Consider the following 21,719-nt stretch of genomic DNA (forward strand, 5'->3'; position numbering starts at 1 on the left):
TTATATTCCTACCGAAAACTTATATTTGTTACGTAACATTAAACTTCAACAATGAAGAAACTTTTTTTTGCGCTCTCTTTACTCCTTACTGTATTTGCTAGTTCATGTATTCCTCACAAAGATACTTTGTATATTCAAAATAAGGGGAATCAAGTAGATTCTTTACAAACTATAGTAGAGCAACAAAAAGCCTACCGCGTTCAAATTAACGATATATTAAACATTCGCGTAAAAGCCCTAGACCAAGAAAATGTACAGATTTTTAACCCTATAGGAAATGGCGATTTAAACGCTAGTAGCGTAGAAAAATCTTACTTTGATGGATTTACCATAGACTTACATGGTAATATTAGAATACCAACCTTGGGTAAAATGAATGTACTAGGCTATACTACAGAAGAGATTGAGCAGAGGATAGAAGAAAAGTTGCTAGAAGAGCAATTTAAAGAAACAGCAAATATATTTGTTACGGTAAAGCTTACCGGGTTAAAGTATGTAACAACAGGAGAAATTGGTAATACTGGAACCAATGTTTTATATCAAGAACGAGTAAATATATTAGAAGCTATTGCTAATTCTGGCGATATTCCGGTAACAGGGGATAAAAAAGACGTGTTAATTATTAGGCAATATCCGCAAGGGCAGAAAATACATCATATTGATTTAACCGATGTAAATGTGATGCAATCCCCATATTATTATATCCAACCCAATGATATGATTTATGTAAAACCTTTAAAGCAAAAAGCTTGGGGAACCGGAACCAATGTGCTACAAAATATTGGGGCAGTTGCTACTGTGTTATCTTTAATTTCTACTACTATAATATTATTACAACGTATATAACTTATGGCCTACAACGAATTTGATGATATAGAAGGTTTAGAATCTAACCATGTAGCTTTTGACTTTAAAGGCTTTTTGTTTAAAGTCATAAACTTATGGAAGTTTGTACTGTTATGTATTGGTGCTGCTTTAATTATAGCCTATCTTATTAATGTGCGTAAACAAGATGTGTATAAGCTAGATTCTTTAATAAGTATAGAAAACGATCAAAATCCTTTTTTTACAGCTAATACCAGTATTTCTTTTAATTGGGGAGGGGTTTCAGGTAAAGTAGGGAAAGTGATAACAACACTTAAAACGAGAAGTCATAATGAAAAAGTAGTAGATTCACTTCAATTTTATATAGATTATTTAGTAGAAGGAAAGTATAATAAAGTTGACATTTATAAAAAAGCTCCTTTTTTTGTAGAATTAGATAATACGCAAGGGCAAATTCTAGGTAAGGATGTCGGAATTCGGTTTTTAAATCAAACCGAGTTTGAGGTTTTTGTGAATTTTGAAGGGAGCAAAGTGCCTTTGCAGCAATATGATGAAACTAAAACTAAAAGATCTGCTAATGTGACACCAGGTCTTTTTAGTCAAAAATTTAAAATTGGAGAACAAATATCTTTACCGTTTTTAAATTTGACTGTGCATAAAAGGAATAACAAAAATATTAAAAGCGGATCTGAATTTTTTATAAGATTTAGAGATTTTGATAATATAGTTTATTTTTATAAAAGAGGTGTTAAAATCTCACCATTTTCGGCTTCCTCTTCTTCAGTATTAAAGTTGTCTCTTATTGGTAAAAATAAAGATAAAATAGTCGATTATCTAAATGCTACATCCAAAATATTAAGTGCGTTTGAATTAGAAAGGAAAAATCTATATGCAACCAATACCATTAAGTTTATTGATAGTAGTTTAGCTGCTGTTAATAGTGATTTAAAAGATGTTACTAATGAGATGAATTCCTTTAGAAAAAATAACAAAGTATTTAATATTGACGAAGAGATGTCTCAAGTGTCATCTAAATTAAGGGGGTATGAGTTACAAAAAGAGGAAGAGCAATCTAAATTAAATTATTTAAATACTTTAGAAAAGTACTTAAGAACAAAAACTAATTATACCAATATCGCCGCACCAACTTCAGTTGGTATTAATGAAGGGAATATTTTAAACAGTGTTAGTAAAATTACTTCTTTAGCTATAGAAAGAAAGAATTTAGAATATACAACTAAAGAAGGGTCTTCACTTTTTAAAGATATAGATAGGCAGATAGATGCAGAAAGAAATGTTTTACTAGAAACAATAGACGCAACTAAAAGAACCATTAGTGAGCAAATGAGTGATCTAACTAAAACAATTTATGGTTTAAGTGCTAAGCTAAGTGGATTACCAGAAGATCAGCAACAATATTTAAAAATTCAAAGAAAGCTTAATATCAGTCAAGAGGCTTATGATGTTTATTTAGCTAAAAGAGGGGAAGCAGCAATTGTGAGAGCGGCAAATATATCTGATATAACCGTTATAGATGAAGCAAAAGACATTGGAAGTGGGAAAATTGGTCCTAATACCTCTTTAAATTATATGATGGCATTGATGGTTGGTTTTTTTGCACCAATGTTGCTAATTTTTATTATTTATTTATTAGATAGTACAATTCATGGTTCAGATGAGGTCGAGCAATTATCTAGTATTCCAATATTAGGGTTAATAGGTAAATATAAATACCATAATAATCTAGTAGTTTTCGAAAAACCAAAGTCTGCGGTAGCTGAATCTTTTAGAGCGATACGATCTAGTTTGCAGTTTTTTTATAAAAACAAGTTAAAAAGTGATGACGAAAAAGGTAAAACGATATTAATTACTTCTTCCGTAAGTGGAGAAGGAAAAACCTTTTGTTCTATTAACATGGCAACAGTATACGCTTTATCAGGAAAGAAAACCATTTTATTGGGCTTAGATTTACGTAAACCAAAGATATTTGATGATTTTGGCTTAACTAATGAGCAAGGTGTTGTTAACTATTTTATTGGCGATAGTACCTTTGATGCTGTGGTAAATACGACGCATATAGATAATTTAAGTGTTGTTACCTCAGGACCTATACCTCCAAATCCATCCGAGTTGCTTATGAGTGATAAAATGGGAGAGCTAATAGGTCGATTACGTCAAGAGTATGATATGATTGTGTTAGATACACCTCCATTAGGCTTGGTAACCGATGCTTTAGAGTTGGTACAGTATGCAGATGCATCTATTTTTATGGTACGTTTAGATTATACTAAAAAAGGAATGTTACAGCTAATAAATGCCAAGTATCGCGCAGGCGAAGTTAAAAATATCAGTTTTGTGCTTAACTTCTATAAACATAAGTCTAACCATAATTATGGTTATGGCTATGGTTATGGCTACGGTTATGGCTATGGTGTTTACGGAAATGCTTATCATGAAGACACTAAAAAGTCACTATTTAAAAAAGTTAAAGCATTTATTAAAAGTATTTAATATATTGTTATCGCTATTAATCTATAAAAATAATGAAAATGCATAAAATAACCGTTATTGGTTTAGGGTATGTAGGCTTACCATTGGCCGTAGAATTTGCCAAAAAATATCCTGTTATAGGCTTTGATATTAACACACATCGCGTTGGCGAGTTACAGCAAGGAGTAGACAAAACCTTAGAGGTAGAACCCCCTGCGTTACAAGAAGTATTAGTGTCTAAAACAACTATAGAAAAAGGGCTTTTTATTACTAATAAACCCGAACATTTAGCAGGATCTACCATTTTTATCATTACGGTACCTACGCCTACAGATGCATTAAATAAACCTATTTTTATACCACTTATAAAAGCCAGTGAAACGGTAGCTAAGGTGTTGAAAAAAGGAGATATTGTTATTTATGAATCTACCGTGTATCCTGGTGTTACCGAAGATATTTGTGTTCCTATATTAGAGGAGCAATCCGGATTACAGTTTAATGTCGACTTTTTTGCAGGCTATTCCCCAGAACGTATTAACCCGGGAGATAAAAAACATACAGTAACAAAAATATTAAAAGTAACTTCTGGTTCTACTCCAGAAATAGCCACAGTTATTGATGATTTATATAAAACGATCATCACTGCAGGAACCCATATGGCACCTTCTATAAAAGTAGCAGAAGCAGCAAAGGTTATAGAGAATTCACAACGTGATATTAATATAGCTTTTGTAAATGAGTTGTCTAAAATATTTAGAATACTAGATATAGATACTAAAGCGGTTTTAGCAGCAGCGGGGACCAAATGGAATTTTATAAACTTCACTCCAGGATTGGTAGGTGGGCATTGTATTGGTGTAGATCCTTATTATTTGGCACAAAAAGCCATAGAGTCTGGTTATAATCCTGAAATTATTTTAGCAGGACGTAAAATGAATGACAGTATGGGTAGTTATGTAGCACAAGAAACCGTGAAGATGATGATAAAAAAAGGGGCTACTATAAAAGGTGCTAAAGTCTTGGTTTTAGGAATCACCTTTAAAGAAAACTGCCCAGATATTAGAAACTCTAGAGTGATAGATATCATTAAAGAACTAGAAACTTATCATGTAGATGTAGATGTTTTTGACCCTTGGGCTTCTTCAGAAGAAGTAAAGCACGAATATGGTTTTGATTTGTTATGTTCTAAAACAGAAATTAGCGCTAATTATGATGCTATTATTTTAGCAGTTTCCCATAATGAGTTTTTATCCTTAGATATTGATGCGTTAAAATCACCTATAGGAGTAATTTTTGATGTAAAGTCTTTATTGCCTATAAATCAGGTAGACGGAAGGTTATAGATCTAACTGAAGCTGGTTGCTTATACAAACTCCCCTTTCTTTACCTTGTTGCACTTCGGTAAATACATTCCCCTCTTTAACTAAAGTGGGGAGCTGTCTTGCAATAATATTTTTCATAATTAGAATAATTTTTAATTCTTAGTAGCTCCTCCCTTCAGTTGAAGGCGACCAAACGTGAAAAAATAGTCCTGTGGACTATTTTAGTGTAGGGGCGAGCTAGCGCATGGCCATGTCAGACGATAGGAGGGCTAGACGGAGGGTTTGTTTTCCAAGTATTTGTTTGTTTGTTTGTTTGTTTGTTTGTTTGTTTGTTTGTTCAAACTCCCCTTTCTTCACCTTGTTGCACTGCGATAAATGCATTCTCCTCTTTAACTAAAGTGGGGAGCGGTGTTGTATTGTTATTGGGTTGTATTAAAGTTATCCTGAATTTCTTTTAAAACAGAAGGTAAATGATCAAAAACCATTTTGTTTTCAAATCGGATAAGTTTATAGCCTTTGTTTTCAATAAAAAGAGTTCTTTTTTTATCATATTCTTGAGCAATAGGGTTGTTATGTACATCACCGTCTAATTCAATGACTAATTTTTCAGAAGCACAATAAAAGTCAACAATATAAGAGCCAATACCATGTTGTTTGGTGAAACGTTTGTTGTTTAGTTGTCTAGATTTTAATTTCGACCATAAAAAAGCTTCGGTAGGAGTAAGGTTTTTACGCAGTTGTTTTCTACGTTCTTGAAATTCTTTTTTATTATGTAACTTTTGATTAGCCATTATATAAAAATACAGAAATTTTTAATATTTATTTAAAAAGTTACATGTACTCTAGCTCCTCCTTTTAGTTGAAGGCGACCAAACGTGAAAAAATAGTCCTGTGGACTATTTTAGTGTAGGGGCGAGCTAGCGCATGGCCATGTCTGACGATAGGAGGGTTAGACGGAGGGGTTATTTTCCAATTATATGTTTGTTTTTTTTCAAACTCCCCTTTCTTTACCTTGTTGCACTTCGGTAAATTCATTCCCTTCTTTAACTAAAGAGGGGAGCGGTGTTGTTGTTTGTGTTTTTTAACTAATAAAATGAACTATAAACTGTTTTTATTTTCTATGTTAATTAAAAACCTTTACTTTTAATTCTAAATAAAAATAGCATGTACACACAACCATACCACACACAAGAATTATCAAATTCCCGTTTTTTAGTAACAGGAGGAGCAGGTTTTATAGGCTCTAATTTAGTGGAGTATCTATTAAAATTCGGAGCAAAAAAAGTACGTGTATTAGATAATTTTTCTAATGGATACCGAGAAAACCTAACCGAATTTATGGAGAACCCAGCATTCGAATTAGTAGAAGGCGATATTAGAGATTTAGAAACTTGTAAAAAGGCCATGGTAGATATAGATTATGTTTCGCATCAAGCAGCATTAGGTTCGGTACCACGTTCTATAAACGACCCAATAACTACCAATGCGGTAAATATAAATGGGTTTTTAAATATGCTTGTTGCTTTAAAAGAAAGCACTACGGTACAACGTATGGTATATGCAGCATCCAGTTCTACCTATGGCGATAGTAAAGCCTTGCCAAAAGTAGAAGACAATATAGGGAAACCTTTATCTCCCTATGCGGTTACTAAATACGTTAATGAGCTGTATGCCGATGTATTTGGCAAAACCTATAATACCGATGTTATAGGCTTACGCTACTTTAATATTTTTGGCCCCAAGCAAAGTCCTAATGGTGCCTATGCTGCAGTAATTCCTTTGTTTATGCAGGCATTAAAAGATAAGAAAGCGCCAACCATTCATGGCGATGGCGAGCAAACTAGAGATTTTACCTTTGTTGCCAATGCGGTACAAGCCAATGTAAAAGGCTTCTTTGCTTCTAAAGACGCGAGTAATGAAGTGTTTAATATTGCCTGTGGAGAACGTATTTCTGTGAACTATTTATGGGAAACCCTAAACCAAGCAGCAAATCAAGAGTTAAAAGCAATATATGGTCCTACACGTCAAGGAGATGTAAGAGATTCATTAGCAGAGATTAGCAAAGCAGAAAAGCTTCTGGGGTATGCGCCAGAATATACGGTTGGTCAAGGATTGAAAATTACTTGGGATTGGTTTAAAGACTAATGTTTTCAATAGATCAAATATCTTGAATCTTTTTTAGATAAAACCTTGTGTTTTCTTATATTAGCCCTAAGTTACTTTTCAATATATTATTAGCATTGCAACCTATTCATGGCATTAGAGACTAGAGTTTATCAAAAAGAACGAACCATAAAGTTTGGAGGGCTGTTAAAAGCCAGTTTAAGGGATATGTATCATTCTCGTTTTTTGGCAAGACAATTGGCAGAACGCGATATAAAAGCACAATACCGCCAATCATATTTGGGTATTGTTTGGGCTTTTGTAATGCCATTAGCAACCGCAATGGTTTGGATTGTTTTAAATAATAGTGGTACCGTAAAATTATCAGATACCGGAATACCATATCCAGTGTATGCCTTTTCGGGTACTTTAATATGGTCTATTATTGTAGCTTCTATTAATTCCCCTATGCAAAGTACTAATGCCGCTAAAGGTATTTTAACCAAAATAAATTTTCCTAAAGAAGCGCTTCTAGTATCTGGAATATACAAGTTGTTGTTTGATAGTTTTATAAAAATTATTTTATTGGTGTTGTTTGTGTTTATTTACGGTGTAGGCTTTCATTGGAGTCTATTATTGTTTCCTGTAGCCATAATAGGTGCCGTCTTGTTTGGTACTACTCTTGGTTTATTTGTAACCCCATTAGGGTTGTTGTATAAAGATATAGGTAAGATTATTACTTTTGGTTTACAGTTTTTAATGTATGCCACGCCGGTAGTTTATGCCATACCTAAAACAGGTATTATGCATCATTTAATGACATGGAATCCTATAACACCATTGGTTTTAACCGCAAGAGATTTGGTGGTTGGTTTTCACCCTGCACATATTAACTATTTTATTGGAGTAATGTTAGTTTGTATACCCTTATTGTTTTTAGGTTTAATTATTTACCGAATTTCTATTCCTATAATAGTAGAACGTTTAAGTGCTTGATATTTAGTTTGGAGAATAGAGGAGAGAGAATAAAAATGAAAATATAAAATAGATTACATGTCTAAAAATAATGATACACCATCTAATACTCCAGAAGTACTTGTAAAAGTAGAAGGTTTAAGCAAGAAATTTTGCAAGGATCTTAAAACTAGTCTTTGGTATGGTGTAAAAGATTTAATGAGTGGTGTACGAGGTTCTACTTCTACTAATGAGCATGCGTTACGCCATAAAGAATTTTGGGCAGTTAAAGATATTAATTTTGAATTGCGACGAGGAGAATGTTTGGGATTAATAGGGCATAATGGCGCAGGAAAAAGTACCTTACTTAAAATACTTAATGGACTTATTAACCCAGATGCAGGTAGCGTAACTATAAAAGGGCGTGTAGGTGCTTTAATAGAATTAGGCGCTGGTTTTAACCCAATACTTAGTGGTAGAGAAAACATTTATAACAATGGTGCTATTTTAGGTTTTAGCCGTAAAGAAATAGATACTAAGTTAGATAAAATAATAGCTTTTTCAGAATTGGAAGAGTTTATTGATATGCCTGTACAACACTATAGTTCTGGTATGAAAGTACGTTTGGGTTTTGCTGTTGCCGCACAAATGGAACCCGATGTATTGATAATTGATGAGGTACTTGCGGTTGGGGATTTAGGGTTTGTGCTAAAATGTTTTAAAACAATTGATACCATCTTACCTAATACAGCTATTATATTTGTGAGTCACAATATGCCGATGGTCTCGCGAATTTGTAACCAGATAATATTAATGGAACATGGATGCGCAAAGTTTCAAGGACAGGAAGTGGGTAAAGCTATTGATTTATACTATACTCGCTTTGCTAATAATAAAAGTAATGTTGTATTAGACGATGGTAGTTTGGCATTGGACAAAATTGAAATTTTAAATAAAAAAAACATAAATGATGTTGCTCAAGTAGAATGGGGCAGTGACCTGACAATGGATTTAACTTTTAAGAATAATACTTTAAAAGAATTACCGCTTTTTAATATAACCATTTTTGACAAAGAACAACGCCCTGTAGCATTATTAGAACCTAATACAGAAAGATCTGATATTACTTTTTCTACTAACGAGATTCAGTTTAGAATTACACATGAAAATTTACAACTCTCAAAAGGAGTTTATAGTGTTAATGTTTCCGTTAATAACATGAAGAGTAAAGAACCTTATTTAAGAATTAATGGGGTTTTAGATTTTCAAATGATTAATGAGATAGAGACTTGGCCGCCATTTTTGTTAGAAGCTAATTACGCAATGATATAGCCTATGTGTTTTTTAAGAAGAAATAAACAAAAAATATTCTGTATTGGTCAAAATAAAACGGGAACTACCTCATTAGAAACTTTTTTTAAAGACCATGGTTATAATGTAGGGAATCAACGTAAAGCAGAATTACTTATTGATGCGTATATAAATAGAAATTGGAAACCTATTTTAAATTACTGTAAAACAGCTCAGGTATTTCAAGATATTCCATTTAGTAATGATTATTTATATGTTTTATTAGATCATTATTTTCCTAATGCTAAGTTTGTTTTAACAGAACGTAGCACTTCTGAAGAATGGTATAATTCTATTACAAAATTTCATAGTAAACTTTTTGGAAAAAAAGGAAGGATTCCCACTAAAGAAGATTTGCAAAACGGAACGTATATTTATAAAGGCTTTATTTGGAAAACTTTTTACGAAAAATATGGGGAAACGGTTGGCGATATTTATAATAAAGAAAAATTAATTGGTATTTACGAAAGTAGAAATAAAGGGGTTAAAGATTATTTTAAAAATAAAAATAATTTATTGATACTTAATGTTTCAGAAGCAGATAGTGTTACGAAGCTTGCTGATTTTATAGGGGTAATTCCAAAATACACAACATTTCCTTGGGAAAATAAAACTAATGGCATAAAATGATAAACGTCACTAAAACATTTTTACCACCACAAGCAGAATATCAAGCAGTTTTAAAACAGGCTTGGGATACGGGATGGATGACAAATCGAGGTGTTTTGGTCAAAGAATTAGAAGGGAAATTACAAACGTATCTTGGAACATCTAATATTATAGCGATGACGAATGGCACTTTGCCCTTACAAATAGCTATAAAGGCTTTAGGCTTGCAAGGTGAAATTATTACCACCCCTTTTAGTTATGTAGCAACCACTTCTAGTATTGTTTGGGAAGGTTGTACCCCTGTTTTTGTAGATATTCATCCAGACTATTTAACCATAGATGAAACGAAGATAGAAGCTGCAATTACTAATAAAACTACAGCCATATTGGCAACACATGTATTTGGAAATCCATGCAACATTGAAGCTATTGATAACATTGCAGAAAAATATAACTTAAAAGTTATTTATGATGCGGCACATTGTTTTGGTGTAACTTATAAAGGGCAATCTATTTTTAATTATGGCGATGTGAGTACTTGTAGTTTTCACGCTACAAAACTGTTTCATACCGGAGAAGGCGGGGCTTTATTTTGCAAGCCCAAGTATTTTGAAACCATGTTTGCCCATCATAATTTTGGACATGATGGGCCAGAGGCTTTTAAAGGTTTAGGGATTAATGCGAAAATGAGTGAACCACAAGCAGCTATGGGGTTGGCTGTATTGCCTTATATGACAAAAATTATAAGTAGTAGAAAACAAGCTGTGAAAAAATATAAGAATGTTTTAATAGCAAATGGGCTACAGTATTTGAAGGTACGTGAAGGTGCCGATTGGAACTACAGTTATTTTCCTGTCATCTTTGATACAGAAGAAAAATTATTAATTGTAAAGTATAGATTGGAGTCTCAAGGAGTATATCCCCGAAGGTATTTTTACCCTAGTTTAAATCAACTACCTTATTTAGTAAACCAAAAAATGTCGATTTCTGAAAGTATTTCCAAAAGAATATTATGTTTACCTTTATTTTTTGGTATGGATGACGAGCTTTTAAGTAAAATAATTTATGGAGTTATTGAATAGTTTTTAATGAAAAATTTAAATGTTTTAGTATTCCCATGTGGGTCAGAAATTGGTTTGGAAATTCATAGATCTTTAAAATTCTCAAATCATGTAAACCTCATTGGAGCTAGTAGTGTTCAAGATCATGGTAGAATGATGTATGAAACATATATTGGAGGTTTACCTTTTTATTCTGAGAAAGGGTTTTTAGAAGTACTCAATAGTATCGTAGAGCAATATGAAATTGATGCAATTTACCCTGCAATGGATAGTGTGATTTCTTTTTTATCAAAAAATAAATTTGAGTTAAATTGTAATTTAATCACACCTGAAGCCGATACAACAGAATTATGTCTGTCAAAAACTAAAACATATCAATTTTACCATAAATTAATTAAAACACCAACGGTATACAGTAAACTCAATGATATTAGAAGCTTTCCTGTATTTATGAAACCTGATATTGGGTATGGGTCTAGAGGAGCGAAAAAAATTCATTCCATTTCAGAAGGAGAGGAACATTTAAAACTATTTCCAACTAGTATTATTTTAGAATACTTACCAGGAAATGAATATACAGTAGATTGCTTTACAAATAGGCATGGCGAATTACTTTTTGCTGGCGCTCGTGAGCGAAAACGTATACAGAATGGAATTAGTGTACAAACTGTTCCTGTTCAAGATGAGGACAGTTTTTTAAAGATTGCAGAAAAAATTAATAAAACATTAAAGTTTCGTGGAGCATGGTTTTTTCAAGTCAAAGAGAATATAAATCAAGAGTTAGTTTTACTTGAAATAGCTAGCCGATTAGCAGGTTCGTCTTCATTATATAGGAATTTAGGAATAAATTTTGCACTTCTAAGTATTTATGATGCTTTTAATATAGATGTAAAAATATTTTGTAATAATTATAATATCGAATTGGATAGGGCGCTTACAAATAGATATCGAATTGACATAAAATATAATTCTGCTTATATAGATTTTGATGATTGTTTATTAATAAAAGGTAAAATAAACATTGATTTAGTTAAATTTATTTATCAATTGATAAATGAACAAAAACTTGTAGTGTTGATTACAAAACATAAAAATAATATAATAGAAACTTTAAAAGAATACAAATTGCTTCAGCTTTTTGATGAAATTATACATTTGGAGGCAACGGATAAAAAATATAATTACATTCCTGATAAAGATGTTATTTTTATTGATGATTCATACGCTGAACGCTATGAAGTACATAAAAATTTAAGTATACCTGTTTTTGCTCCTGATAATATTGAAGCCTTAATGCATATATGAAAAAAGTTTGTCTCCATATAGGGTATCCTAAGTGCTTGTCAACGACTTTGCAAAGAAGTTTTTTTGAGGAACATCCTCAAATTAATTATGCAGGATCTGGTATTCATGATAACATTTCTTATTACAACAAAGATATTGAATTTGTTTTTGAGTCATTATTGAAATATGCAAATAATAGCTATTGGAATCAAAATAAAAAACTAGCAAAAAAAATCATAGACGAATTTGTTAGTAGTTCTGATTTGTTACCTCTTTTTTCAAGTGAACATTTAAGTTTTAAATTTTCTGAACAGCAAATAGATAGCGTAGATAAAATACAGAGATTAGCATTTTTATTTTCCGGTTATGAAGTTTCTATTTTAATTATAAAAAGAGAACCTATAACGTTATTAAATAGTCTTTATAAAGAATTTGTTAAAATGGGGTATAAAGATAGTTATGCTTACTTTTTAAGACAGAGTATATTGTTTAGTGATAGGAATTTTTTGTCTGATTTAAATATTTTAAATAAGGAAAAGCAAATTAAAAATCATTTTAATGATGTTACTGTAAATTGGTTAAGTTTTGAAAGCCTCATAAAAAATACAGAATATTTGAATGAAACCATCTCTAGCGTTTTAGAATTAGACAATTATAATTTACCTATAAATAACGATAATCCGTCTATATCTAATAAACAATTGATAGCTCTGCTTAATTATAATCAAATGCACTCTAGAGGGGTTGGTTTATCTCAATATGAACCATTTGAAAGGCATCGAAATAGAGTTCTTTATGATAAGTCTGGCCTAGACTATAAAGAAGAGGAGGTGTTTGAAAATGTTATTAACAAGAGACTTGCTTTAAATAAAGTATCTGAAACGGTAGGTGAAAGTGATGTTGAAGGCTTAGCACGATTTACAGACCAAGAGACGTTAATTCTACAAAAGATAGAGTCGTTTAACCCTTGAGCATAACATGAATTTTAAAGATTTTAAGTCAAAATATCAAAAAAAAGATGTTTATGAAACATCTAATAAAGTGGTGCAAAACCCCATCCTGTCAGTATGTGTTCAAACGTATAATCACGGTGAATATATAGGACAGTGCTTAGACGGTATTTTAATGCAAAAAACTAATTTTTCTTATGAAATATTACTTAGTGAAGACGACTCAAGTGATGAGACAAGGAAAATTTGTATAGAATATGCCGAGAAATATCCAGAAACGATAAGGCTATTTCTTCATGATAGAAAGAATAATATAAAAATTAATGGCAGTGCAACAGGTCGTTATTGTTTTTTGTGGAATTTAAAACATTCCAATGGTAAATACATCGCTTTATGTGAAGGCGACGACTATTGGACAGATCCTTTAAAACTGCAAAAGCAAGTTGATTTTTTAAAGGCGCATCCAGATGTAAATATATGTTTTACTCGTGCTAATGTTTTAACCAATAATACTTTAAAATTACATGAAATTCCTAAGGTATTTAATAATGAGCCTTTTAAATATATTGACTTATTAAAAAAACATAATTTTATTGTTACCGCTAGCGTGATGTTTAAAAAACCAAATCCCTTTGTATTACCAGATTGGTTTTTAAAAGTACCATTTGGAGATATTAGTATCTATAAATTAGTAGCACAAAATAAAGAAATACAATGTATAAATGAAGTTACATGTGTATATCGAGTACATGATAATGGAATTTATTCTGGTTTAAACCTATTAAAAGCTAGACAAAATTATTTGAACTTTTTTGAAATTATCTTTCCTCATTTAGATACAGAAGAAAAGCAAGTAGTAAAAGTGAAAATAAAGGAGAAACATAAGGAAATAGCAAAGATTAAATACAGTAATTCTAAATGGAAAATGTTGTGTTATTATGCATACTTACGTTTAAATAATTTATTTAAAAGCTAAAGACACAAATGAAATACATTAAAGGTTTTGATGGTTTAAGAGCGGTTTCAATCATTTTTGTTTTACTTACCCATCTTGGTCTAAGTCGTTTTTTTGCAGATGGAACTTTTTTAAAAACAAACTACAACCTTATTTCTGGTTCTACAGGAGTAATGATATTTTTCACTATTAGTGGTTTTTTAATTACTTTATTGTTGTTAAATGAAAAAAACACATTTCAAAAAATACACATAAAACACTTTTTTATTAGACGGTTTTTAAGATTATTACCTCCATTGCTTTTATTCTATAGTATTGTGTTTGGTTTGATGCTATTTGGATATTTACCAGAAAATTATATAGCACTAGGTATCTCTTTTTTCTATTTGTATAATTTTGTGCCATTAAAGTATTATGTTAGTGAGTTAGGGCATACTTGGTCTTTGGCTATGGAAGAACAATTTTATTTAATTTGGCCTTTTTTACTTCGCTTTATTAAAAAAATAAAAAGTGTAGTTTATATTATTATAGCACTATCTGCTTTATGCATTCTAGTAAAAGTGTTTTATAGAGATCCAATTATTTTATCTGGTAAAACGTATTTTTTATTCGATTATTTTTTTCCAAATAGATGGTTTATTCCTGCTTGTTTACCAATAATGTTAGGCGCTTTATCTGCAATTCTCCTTTTCAAAAAAAAGGTGTTTATTAAAAATATTTTTTTCAATAAAAAATGGCCGCTTGCCTTTGCATTGGTATTATTTTGCATGCAGCTATGTATTGCATATAAACCTTTTATACTAATAGAAACCGCACAGCCTATTGCAGTTTGTGTGTTTTTATTATGGATTTATTTTAATCAACAGAGTAAAATAGTTAGCGTATTAGAATATAAACCAATAGCCTTTATAGGTAAAATATCCTATGGTTTATATGTATATCAAGGCTTGTTTTTAAGAACAGGTCCAGGTGGTAGTTTAGAGATTCAAAAATTCCCATTAAATATTATATTAGTTTTTGTAGTTGCTATAATATCTTATTACTTTGTAGAAAAACCAATTTTACAATTAAAAAGACGCTTTAAACCTCATTAAGATCTATCTTTTAAAAATGTCAAAAAATCCTTTAGTAACTGTTTTAATCCCAACTTATAATTGTGAGGCGTATGTAAAAGAAGCAGTTATGAGCATTTTAAATCAAACGTATACAAATTTTGAATGTATTATTATTGATGACGCTTCTACAGATAAAACAGTTTCTGTTTTACAATCTATTAAAGATTCTAGAATTCAATTAATCATTAAGCCTAAAAACTCAGGTTATACCAACAGTTTAAACCATGGGTTATCTATTGCAAAAGGAAAATATATTGCTAGAATGGATGCCGATGATATAAGTTTACCAGAACGGTTTATTAAACAAGTTTCCTTTTTAGAAAGCAATACTAATATAGTAGCTTGTGGTACTAATTATTCTATTATTGGTAGTACTAAAAAAATAATATTACCAGAAAACAATGAAGCTATTAAACTAAAACTTTTAAAAGAAACGTGCTTTGGTCATCCAACGGTAATGCTTAGAAAAAGTGTTTTTGATGCTAATGGATTGCAATATGATACCACAAAAGAACCAGCAGAAGATTATGCCCTTTGGGTAACCTTGTTGCAATTTGGCGCATTGGCAAATATTCAAGAGTGTTTATTACAATATAGATTACATGCTGGGCAGGTTTCTGTAACTAGAAGGAAAAAACAATTAGAGAGCAAATTAGAAACAAGAGTACAGCTTTTAAAATATTTAAATGCCAATTTAAATGCCGAAGCATATACTACAGTTAAACAGGTTCTTAATAAAGATAGTTTAACTTTTAAGCAGCTCAAAGAGTTTGTAGAAATAAAGAATAAACTAATACAATCAAATGCTGTATCTTTCTTTAAAAAAGACGCATTTGCCAAATATCTAGAGAATATTAATACGTTAGCTGTTGAAAAATATTTTACCAATAGAAAGCAATTTTATCCCAATACATTTTTACAGTATTTTGCATTAAGAAAAAGTAGTGCCTATCAATTGTCTTTAATGCAAATATTGCGATTGGTATTTAAATCCATCATTTTTTATCAAGTAAAATAAAAGCAATGCATATACTATTTTGGGTCGATAAATTTCCGTTGCTTTCTGAAACTTTCATTAGAGATCAAATAATTAGTGTGGTAGCTCATAATCACAAGGTTACTATTCATACTAAAAATAGGAAAATAAATACTTCCGAATTAAATGCGCTTACTGGATTTGAAAAATATAACTTACAAGATAAAGTGGTACCAATAGACGTTTTATTTCCTAGAAAGAAATGGAAGCGTATACTGCGTTTTAGTCAAATAATTCTTCAAAATATTTTTTCTAAAAATCTTAAATATTATGTAAAGACGCTAGATGTAAAATCTTTTAATGCAGAAGCTAAATCATTACAGCTATTTTTTAAAACACATTTTTTATTAAAAAATAAAGTGGAGATAATTCATGCACATTTTGGACCCAATGGGCAAGATGCAACTGTTTTTAAAAAAATAGGTTTACCAATTAAATTATTTACCACTTTTCATGGCTATGATATTAGATTGGCTGAGAAGAAAGGAGGTGAAATTTATACCGATTTATTTGCATTTGCAGATGGTATTTTTTCTATATCCAATTATAATACTACTAGTTTATTACATTTTGGAGCGCCAAAAAATAAAATATTGCCATTATCTAATGGTGTAGATGTTTCCTTTTTTAAAAGAGAAACACCTTTAATAAAAACAGATAAAATAAAAATACTAACAGTTGCAAGATTAGTAGCTGAAAAAGATTTATCTGTTGCTATTCATGCAGTTTCTAAAGCCATAGAAAAATATCCAAATATAGAATATCATATTATTGGGGAAGGGGAAGCAAGAAATACTTTGCAAAATAAAATAGACGCTTTAGGGCTTTCATCACAAATAAAACTTTTAGGAGCAAAAAACTCTACGCAAGTAAGAGACGCAATGGTATCTTCTCATTTGTTTTTGTTATCTAGTAAGGCAGAAGCTTTGCCTACAGTATTGTTAGAGGCACAAGCAGCAGGATTGGTTGTTTTGGCTACAAATGTGGGTTCTGTAAAAGATATGGTTAAAAGTGGGGTAGTGGTACAGTCTGAAAATACAGCGGCTTTTACAACGGGTTTATTATCGCTTTTAGATAAGCAATCAGATTGGTTAGCATCAAGTGCTTTAGGTTCTACATATATAACAGAGAACTATAGCATTACAAAACAAGCCAATACGTTATTAGAATACTATAAAAAGTAAGTATTCAATTTGCTTCTTATTCAAAATCCTTCCAATTAAATTTTTTACCAGTAAGTTGTTGTAGTTCTTGTACTTGTGGCATAAAATAGTTTTTTAAAAAAGCCCTTGTTTCTGGGTTTATTTTTGGGTAATCGTTTGGTTTATTTAATCCAAATGTTTTCGGTATAATGTATAGATGCAACACCAAGAAAGGATGTTACTTCTTGTAGTACTTGGTTGGTGTTTTTAAATAAGTTGCTACTATCAATGATTAAAATTTCCTCTAAAGAAAAATAGCGTAGCCACCTTTTTAGGTTGGTGGTATATTGGTTAATGGCATGGGTATGGCCTCCGTTTTCAATAAAATCTTCAAAAGAATTCCATGGCCATTGCCAATTGGCATCTTTTTCTGCTTGTTTGTAATTCATCCAATAGTTAGAATACAATCTATCTATAGGGTTTCGTAAAATTAAAATTAGTTTAGCTTTTGGTGCAAAGGTTTTAATACGTTTAGGTACTTCTTTAAAGTAAAAATAATTTATTGATCCATCTCCTGAAATATGTATTTTATCATTTTTGCAAATTTCTTTATAGCGATTAATAATTTTATTTTTTACAAATTTATTATGAGCACCTAAAGTGAAAATTAATTTTCTTTTAAATATTTTATAATTACTACTTTTCCAATTATAACCAATATTCATGAAAAAATTATGTTCTTTGGTATTTGCTAACTTGGTTTTAGGATGTGCTTTTAGATACTCATATAGTGTAGAACTGCCGCTCTTTGCTGTTCCTATTATTATAAAATGATTATCCATATTATAGTATTAATATATATAATTGCAATATATAAAAGAAGATGTAAAGTTTTAGTTATTTTATTTTTCATTTACTTATTTTAGCAAAAACACGCTATTTTGAAGCCTTTAGTTTCTATTATTATACCAACCTATAATCGTGCACATTTAATAAATGATACGCTAGATTCTATTATACACCAAACCTATACCAATTGGGAATGTATTGTGGTAGATGATGGTTCTACAGATAACACCGCTATATTGTTACAGCAGTATATTGGTAAAGATGCTAGGTTTCAGTTTTTTACACGACCAGAACACAAACCCAAAGGCGCAAATGCATGTAGAAATTTTGGGTTTAAACAAAGTAAAGGAGACTTTATTAATTGGTTTGATAGTGATGATGTTATGGAGCCTAATAAACTACAAGTACAAGTAGATGCACTTATACAAAATCCAGAAGCTCCTTACTGTATTTGTCAAACCAAATGGATAGATAAAAATACAAATGCTTTTTTAGGTTTAAGAGCGAAGCAGATTAGTTCTGAAAAGAGAATGGAAGATTATATATTATATAAAATATTTTGGTCTATTCTAGCTCCCGTTTGGAAACGAAGTTTTATTGAAGTAAATGGTTTTTCATTTGATGAAACCCTACAGCAATCGCAAGAATATGATTTTCATATAAAAGCATTAGCTATTAATTCAAATTATATAGCTTTAGATGAGGCATTGGTTTCCATGTATAAACATGACGAAAATTTATCTAATAATATTTTTGAAAATTATAGCAAACTCGAGTCTAATATAAAAGTCAAAGAAAAAATAGTACACAAGTACTTGCATAAATTATCTGAAAAAGGAGTTGTAAAACTTCTAGAAATACAGACCCTTATGTTTAAAGATGTACTAAAAGCAAGAAAATTTAAACTGGCAGGAAAGCTTGGTTATTTAATGTTTAAAACATTACTTAAAACCAAAATATCTATTGTAAAAAAAATAGTATTTTGTATTAAAATGCCAGTAGCATACTGGTCTTATTTTATTTTTAATAAAGGCTATACTATTATTAAACCCATAGGATAACGTTATTTATGATTTCAAAAGCACAAGTAGTGAAGTTGAAAACACTTATTCGCCATAAGTGGCAATGCTGGTACCATAATACTTTTAATGCTACCGTAAAAGCACAAATAAAAAACCCAAAAGAAATACCTATTGTAATTATTAGTTTTAATCAGTTATTCTACCTAAAACAACTTGTTGCATTTTTAATAAAACATGAATTTACTAACCTTGTAATTATAGATAATAACTCTACTTACCAACCGCTTTTAGATTATTTGGATACCATAGAAAAACAGGTTAAAATTTATAGACTACAAGAAAATATTGGCCATTTATCTTTTTGGAAAACGGAATCTATTTTTAAAAAATATAGTAAAGGGTATTATGTCGTTACCGATGCAGATATTGTTCCAGATGCTAACTGCCCGGATGATTTTATGGTAACTTTTAGAAATCTATTAGATGAAGCTTATACAAGAACAAAAGTTGGTTTCTCATTAAAGGTAGAGGATATACCAGATACAAACCCAAATAAAGAAAAAATTAAACAATGGGAAGCGCAGTTCTGGAAAACGAAAGTGAAACCAAATGTTTTTAAAGCACATATTGATACTACTTTTGCATTGTATAGACCTAATTACAAATACCAACGCAAAGGGTTTACGCAAGGTTGGCGAACAGATTATCCGTTACAAGCAAAACATGGCGGTTGGTATATAGATATAAATAATTTATCGGAAGAGCAGGAATACTATATTGAAACGGCAAATGATTCTGCATCTTGGCAGTTAGATAAAGAAGGAGAATTAAAGAACCCAATACATAAAAAGCTATATACAAATGACTAAAACCAAACAACCATTAGTTTCTATTTGTATACCAACGTATAATGGCGAAGCATTTATAGCAGAAGCCATGCAGTCTGCTATTGCACAAACCTATCCAAATCTAGAAATTATAGTGTCAGACGATGCTTCCAAAGACAATACAATATCTATTATTAAAAGCTTTAAAGCGCAAACCAAGATTCCAATACATATCTATAATCATGAACCTAATGGTATTGGTGCTAATTGGAATCATTCGGTAAGAAAAGCAAATGGTGCCTATATTAAATTTTTATTTCAAGATGATGCTTTAACACCAGATTGTATTACTAAAATGATGCCTCTTGCTATACAGCCTAATGTAGGTTTAGTATATAGTAAACGAGACTTTATTTATGAAACACTTACCCCTAAAATAAAAGACTTTATTGCTTACTACGGAAATGCACATACTACTTGGCAGGATGTTAAAGTTACACCAGGTATTCTATCTGGGCGAGCATATTTAAAAGATAGGCAGTTACTAAATTCACCAAAAAATAAAATTGGGGAGCCTACAAATGTATTGCTTAATAAGTCCTGTTTTGAAAACGTAGGTTATTTTAATGAAGTCTTACAACAAGCATTAGATAGTGATTATTGGTATCGTGTAATGGCTTATTATGATGTAGGTTTTGTAGATGCCTCTTTAGCACGCTTTAGATTACACGATAAACAAGCAAGTAGTGTAAATAAAAAGAGAGAAATACCCGATAAAGATTTAATGTACAAACAATATTATACACATATCTTTAAGTATTTACATCCTAAAAATAAAAGGAAACTTCTTAAATTATATCATCCTTTATTTAAGACTTTAGCACAAATAAAACAACGTTTTAATGGTAGATAAAAATCCTTTAATAACGATAATACTTCCGGTATATAATGGGGAAAAAACCCTTAAAGCAACACTAGATAGCTTGTTGGCACAAACCTATACCCATTTTAAAATTATAATAGGGATTGATGGTACTAAAGATGCATCAAAATCTATAGCAGAAGCATATAAGGATAGTAGAATCAACATTTTTGAAAATCCAGTTAATTTAGGTTTAGCAGATAATGTAAATAAATTAATGACACTAGTACCTGCAGATAGTGATTTAATAGCAATGGCAGAGCAAGATGATTATTATGTGCCAGAACGATTAGCTTGGCAAGTAGAAATCATGCAAAAGCATCCAGAAGTAGGTTTGGTTTCCGGAATTGTAGAGTTTAAAGGGAAATCTAAAAGTATTTTATTTCCTGGTATTTTGGTAAAAGGGAAACCGTTTCCACAAGGAGAAGCATTATTTACTTATTTATACATAAATCAGTTAAAAGTAGTAAATACGTGTATGCTATTTAGAAAATCTGTGCATGAACAAAACAAGTTAAAGTTTCGGAATACCTATGGCAATTTTAATATAGATTGGGATTATATTTTGCGGTTCTCATTAGTTTCTAATATTTATGGAATACCTAAAAAGTTAGTGGTTATGAATAGAACATTAACCAATGATTCTGTAACTAGAGATAAAGATTCGCAACATAAAGCATCAAGGCAGTTGTTGAAAAATTTCAGAAAAGAATTTCCAGAAAAAATTTCTAAAAGGACGTATAATAATGCATTAAAAATGCATCGAAAAATTGAACTTGGTCATCACACTAAATTAGGAATTATTTTTAGAAGCTTATATTACTTTTTATTGTATTTTGATACATATTTTTTAATGTATGTATTGGATAAAACTAAAAGCTATTTTGTTAAAAATTAAAAGTA

Annotated in this window: 21 protein-coding genes; 18 read left to right on the forward strand and 3 right to left on the reverse strand. The window is 30.7% G+C overall.

The genetic code is table 11. The features are described from left to right. Positions 1-51 precede the first annotated feature (51 nt). From ACFSSB_RS06735 to ACFSSB_RS06745, 3 genes are read left to right on the forward strand one after another with little or no spacing between them, the layout of a single operon-like run. The gene (locus ACFSSB_RS06735; RefSeq protein WP_379902342.1) at positions 52-846 is read left to right on the forward strand and encodes a polysaccharide biosynthesis/export family protein; all 795 of its coding nucleotides are present in this window, start codon (positions 52-54) and stop codon (positions 844-846) included. 3 nt (positions 847-849) lie between these two features. Beyond that, positions 850-3,336 (forward strand): exopolysaccharide transport family protein, encoded by a 2,487-nt coding sequence (locus tag ACFSSB_RS06740; protein ID WP_379902345.1) that lies wholly within the window; start codon positions 850-852, stop codon positions 3,334-3,336. A 32-nt stretch (positions 3,337-3,368) separates the two neighbouring features. Then, positions 3,369-4,658: a nucleotide sugar dehydrogenase gene (locus ACFSSB_RS06745; RefSeq protein WP_379902347.1), complete on the forward strand. Its 1,290-nt coding sequence runs from the start codon at positions 3,369-3,371 to the stop codon at positions 4,656-4,658. Here ACFSSB_RS06745 and ACFSSB_RS06750 read toward each other — a convergent pair. Together ACFSSB_RS06750 and ACFSSB_RS06755 are read right to left on the reverse strand one after the other, a co-directional pair. Then, the gene (locus tag ACFSSB_RS06750) at positions 4,653-4,775 is read right to left on the reverse strand and encodes a hypothetical protein (protein WP_379902349.1); all 123 of its coding nucleotides are present in this window, start codon (positions 4,773-4,775) and stop codon (positions 4,653-4,655) included. The two genes, ACFSSB_RS06745 and ACFSSB_RS06750, sit on opposite strands and share 6 nt — an antisense overlap. A 281-nt stretch (positions 4,776-5,056) precedes the next feature. Continuing rightward, positions 5,057-5,428 (reverse strand): endonuclease domain-containing protein, encoded by a 372-nt coding sequence (locus ACFSSB_RS06755; RefSeq protein WP_379902351.1) that lies wholly within the window; start codon positions 5,426-5,428, stop codon positions 5,057-5,059. A 373-nt stretch (positions 5,429-5,801) separates the two neighbouring features. Between ACFSSB_RS06755 and ACFSSB_RS06760 the strand changes: the two genes are divergently transcribed. The 11 genes from ACFSSB_RS06760 to ACFSSB_RS06810 all read left to right on the forward strand — a co-directional run bounded on the left by ACFSSB_RS06760 (position 5,802) and on the right by ACFSSB_RS06810 (position 17,238). Next, entirely contained in the window at positions 5,802-6,782 is a 981-nt protein-coding gene (locus tag ACFSSB_RS06760) for an SDR family oxidoreductase (protein WP_379902353.1), read from the forward strand. A gap of 108 nt (positions 6,783-6,890) precedes the next feature. Further along, positions 6,891-7,736 carry an ABC transporter permease gene (locus ACFSSB_RS06765; protein WP_379902355.1) on the forward strand — a complete coding sequence of 282 codons (846 nt, stop codon included), beginning with the start codon at positions 6,891-6,893 and terminating at the stop codon, positions 7,734-7,736. 57 nt (positions 7,737-7,793) lie between these two features. After that, on the forward strand, positions 7,794-9,026 hold the full coding sequence (locus tag ACFSSB_RS06770; protein WP_379902357.1) for an ABC transporter ATP-binding protein: 1,233 nt from the start codon (positions 7,794-7,796) through the stop codon (positions 9,024-9,026). A gap of 3 nt (positions 9,027-9,029) precedes the next feature. Beyond that, entirely contained in the window at positions 9,030-9,674 is a 645-nt protein-coding gene (locus ACFSSB_RS06775) for a sulfotransferase (RefSeq protein ID WP_379902359.1), read from the forward strand. Beyond that, positions 9,671-10,735: a DegT/DnrJ/EryC1/StrS family aminotransferase gene (locus ACFSSB_RS06780; protein ID WP_379902361.1), complete on the forward strand. Its 1,065-nt coding sequence runs from the start codon at positions 9,671-9,673 to the stop codon at positions 10,733-10,735. Before ACFSSB_RS06775 ends, ACFSSB_RS06780 begins: the two co-directional genes overlap by 4 nt. A 6-nt stretch (positions 10,736-10,741) precedes the next feature. After that, complete coding sequence (locus tag ACFSSB_RS06785) at positions 10,742-12,019, forward strand: ATP-grasp domain-containing protein (RefSeq protein ID WP_379902363.1); 1,278 nt, start codon at positions 10,742-10,744, stop codon at positions 12,017-12,019. Further along, positions 12,016-12,969, forward strand: coding sequence for a hypothetical protein (locus ACFSSB_RS06790; RefSeq protein ID WP_379902365.1), 954 nt, complete (start codon positions 12,016-12,018; stop codon positions 12,967-12,969). The genes ACFSSB_RS06785 and ACFSSB_RS06790 overlap by 4 nt, the downstream gene beginning before the upstream one ends. 7 nt (positions 12,970-12,976) lie before the next feature. Beyond that, positions 12,977-13,924, forward strand: a complete 948-nt coding sequence (locus ACFSSB_RS06795; RefSeq protein WP_379902367.1) for a glycosyltransferase family 2 protein — start codon at positions 12,977-12,979, stop codon at positions 13,922-13,924. A gap of 8 nt (positions 13,925-13,932) precedes the next feature. Further along, on the forward strand, positions 13,933-14,997 hold the full coding sequence (locus ACFSSB_RS06800; protein WP_379902369.1) for an acyltransferase family protein: 1,065 nt from the start codon (positions 13,933-13,935) through the stop codon (positions 14,995-14,997). Positions 14,998-15,013: 16 nt separating this feature from the next. Continuing rightward, positions 15,014-16,036, forward strand: a complete 1,023-nt coding sequence (locus tag ACFSSB_RS06805) for a glycosyltransferase family 2 protein (protein ID WP_379902371.1) — start codon at positions 15,014-15,016, stop codon at positions 16,034-16,036. A 5-nt stretch (positions 16,037-16,041) separates the two neighbouring features. Continuing rightward, positions 16,042-17,238, forward strand: a complete 1,197-nt coding sequence (locus tag ACFSSB_RS06810; RefSeq protein ID WP_379902373.1) for a glycosyltransferase — start codon at positions 16,042-16,044, stop codon at positions 17,236-17,238. 140 nt (positions 17,239-17,378) lie between these two features. Here ACFSSB_RS06810 and ACFSSB_RS06815 read toward each other — a convergent pair whose 3' ends face one another. Next, complete coding sequence (locus ACFSSB_RS06815) at positions 17,379-18,038, reverse strand: sulfotransferase domain-containing protein (protein WP_379902375.1); 660 nt, start codon at positions 18,036-18,038, stop codon at positions 17,379-17,381. Positions 18,039-18,137: 99 nt separating this feature from the next. Between ACFSSB_RS06815 and ACFSSB_RS06820 the strand changes: the two genes are divergently transcribed. Genes ACFSSB_RS06820 through ACFSSB_RS06835 form a run of 4 tightly spaced genes read left to right on the forward strand, consistent with a single transcriptional unit; the run spans position 18,138 to position 21,714 of the window. Then, positions 18,138-19,106 (forward strand): glycosyltransferase family 2 protein, encoded by a 969-nt coding sequence (locus tag ACFSSB_RS06820; protein ID WP_379902377.1) that lies wholly within the window; start codon positions 18,138-18,140, stop codon positions 19,104-19,106. Positions 19,107-19,114: 8 nt separating this feature from the next. Further along, a complete protein-coding gene (locus ACFSSB_RS06825; RefSeq protein WP_379902379.1) occupies positions 19,115-19,936 on the forward strand; it encodes a glycosyltransferase family 2 protein in 822 nt (273 codons plus the stop codon). Next, entirely contained in the window at positions 19,929-20,807 is an 879-nt protein-coding gene (locus tag ACFSSB_RS06830) for a glycosyltransferase family 2 protein (protein WP_379902381.1), read from the forward strand. The genes ACFSSB_RS06825 and ACFSSB_RS06830 overlap by 8 nt, the downstream gene beginning before the upstream one ends. After that, positions 20,797-21,714 carry a glycosyltransferase family 2 protein gene (locus ACFSSB_RS06835; RefSeq protein WP_379902383.1) on the forward strand — a complete coding sequence of 306 codons (918 nt, stop codon included), beginning with the start codon at positions 20,797-20,799 and terminating at the stop codon, positions 21,712-21,714. Before ACFSSB_RS06830 ends, ACFSSB_RS06835 begins: the two co-directional genes overlap by 11 nt. The last annotated feature ends 5 nt before the right edge of the window (positions 21,715-21,719 follow it).

The sequence above is a fragment of the Lacinutrix gracilariae genome, from assembly GCF_042684485.1.
Classification (GTDB): domain Bacteria; phylum Bacteroidota; class Bacteroidia; order Flavobacteriales; family Flavobacteriaceae; genus Oceanihabitans; species Oceanihabitans gracilariae.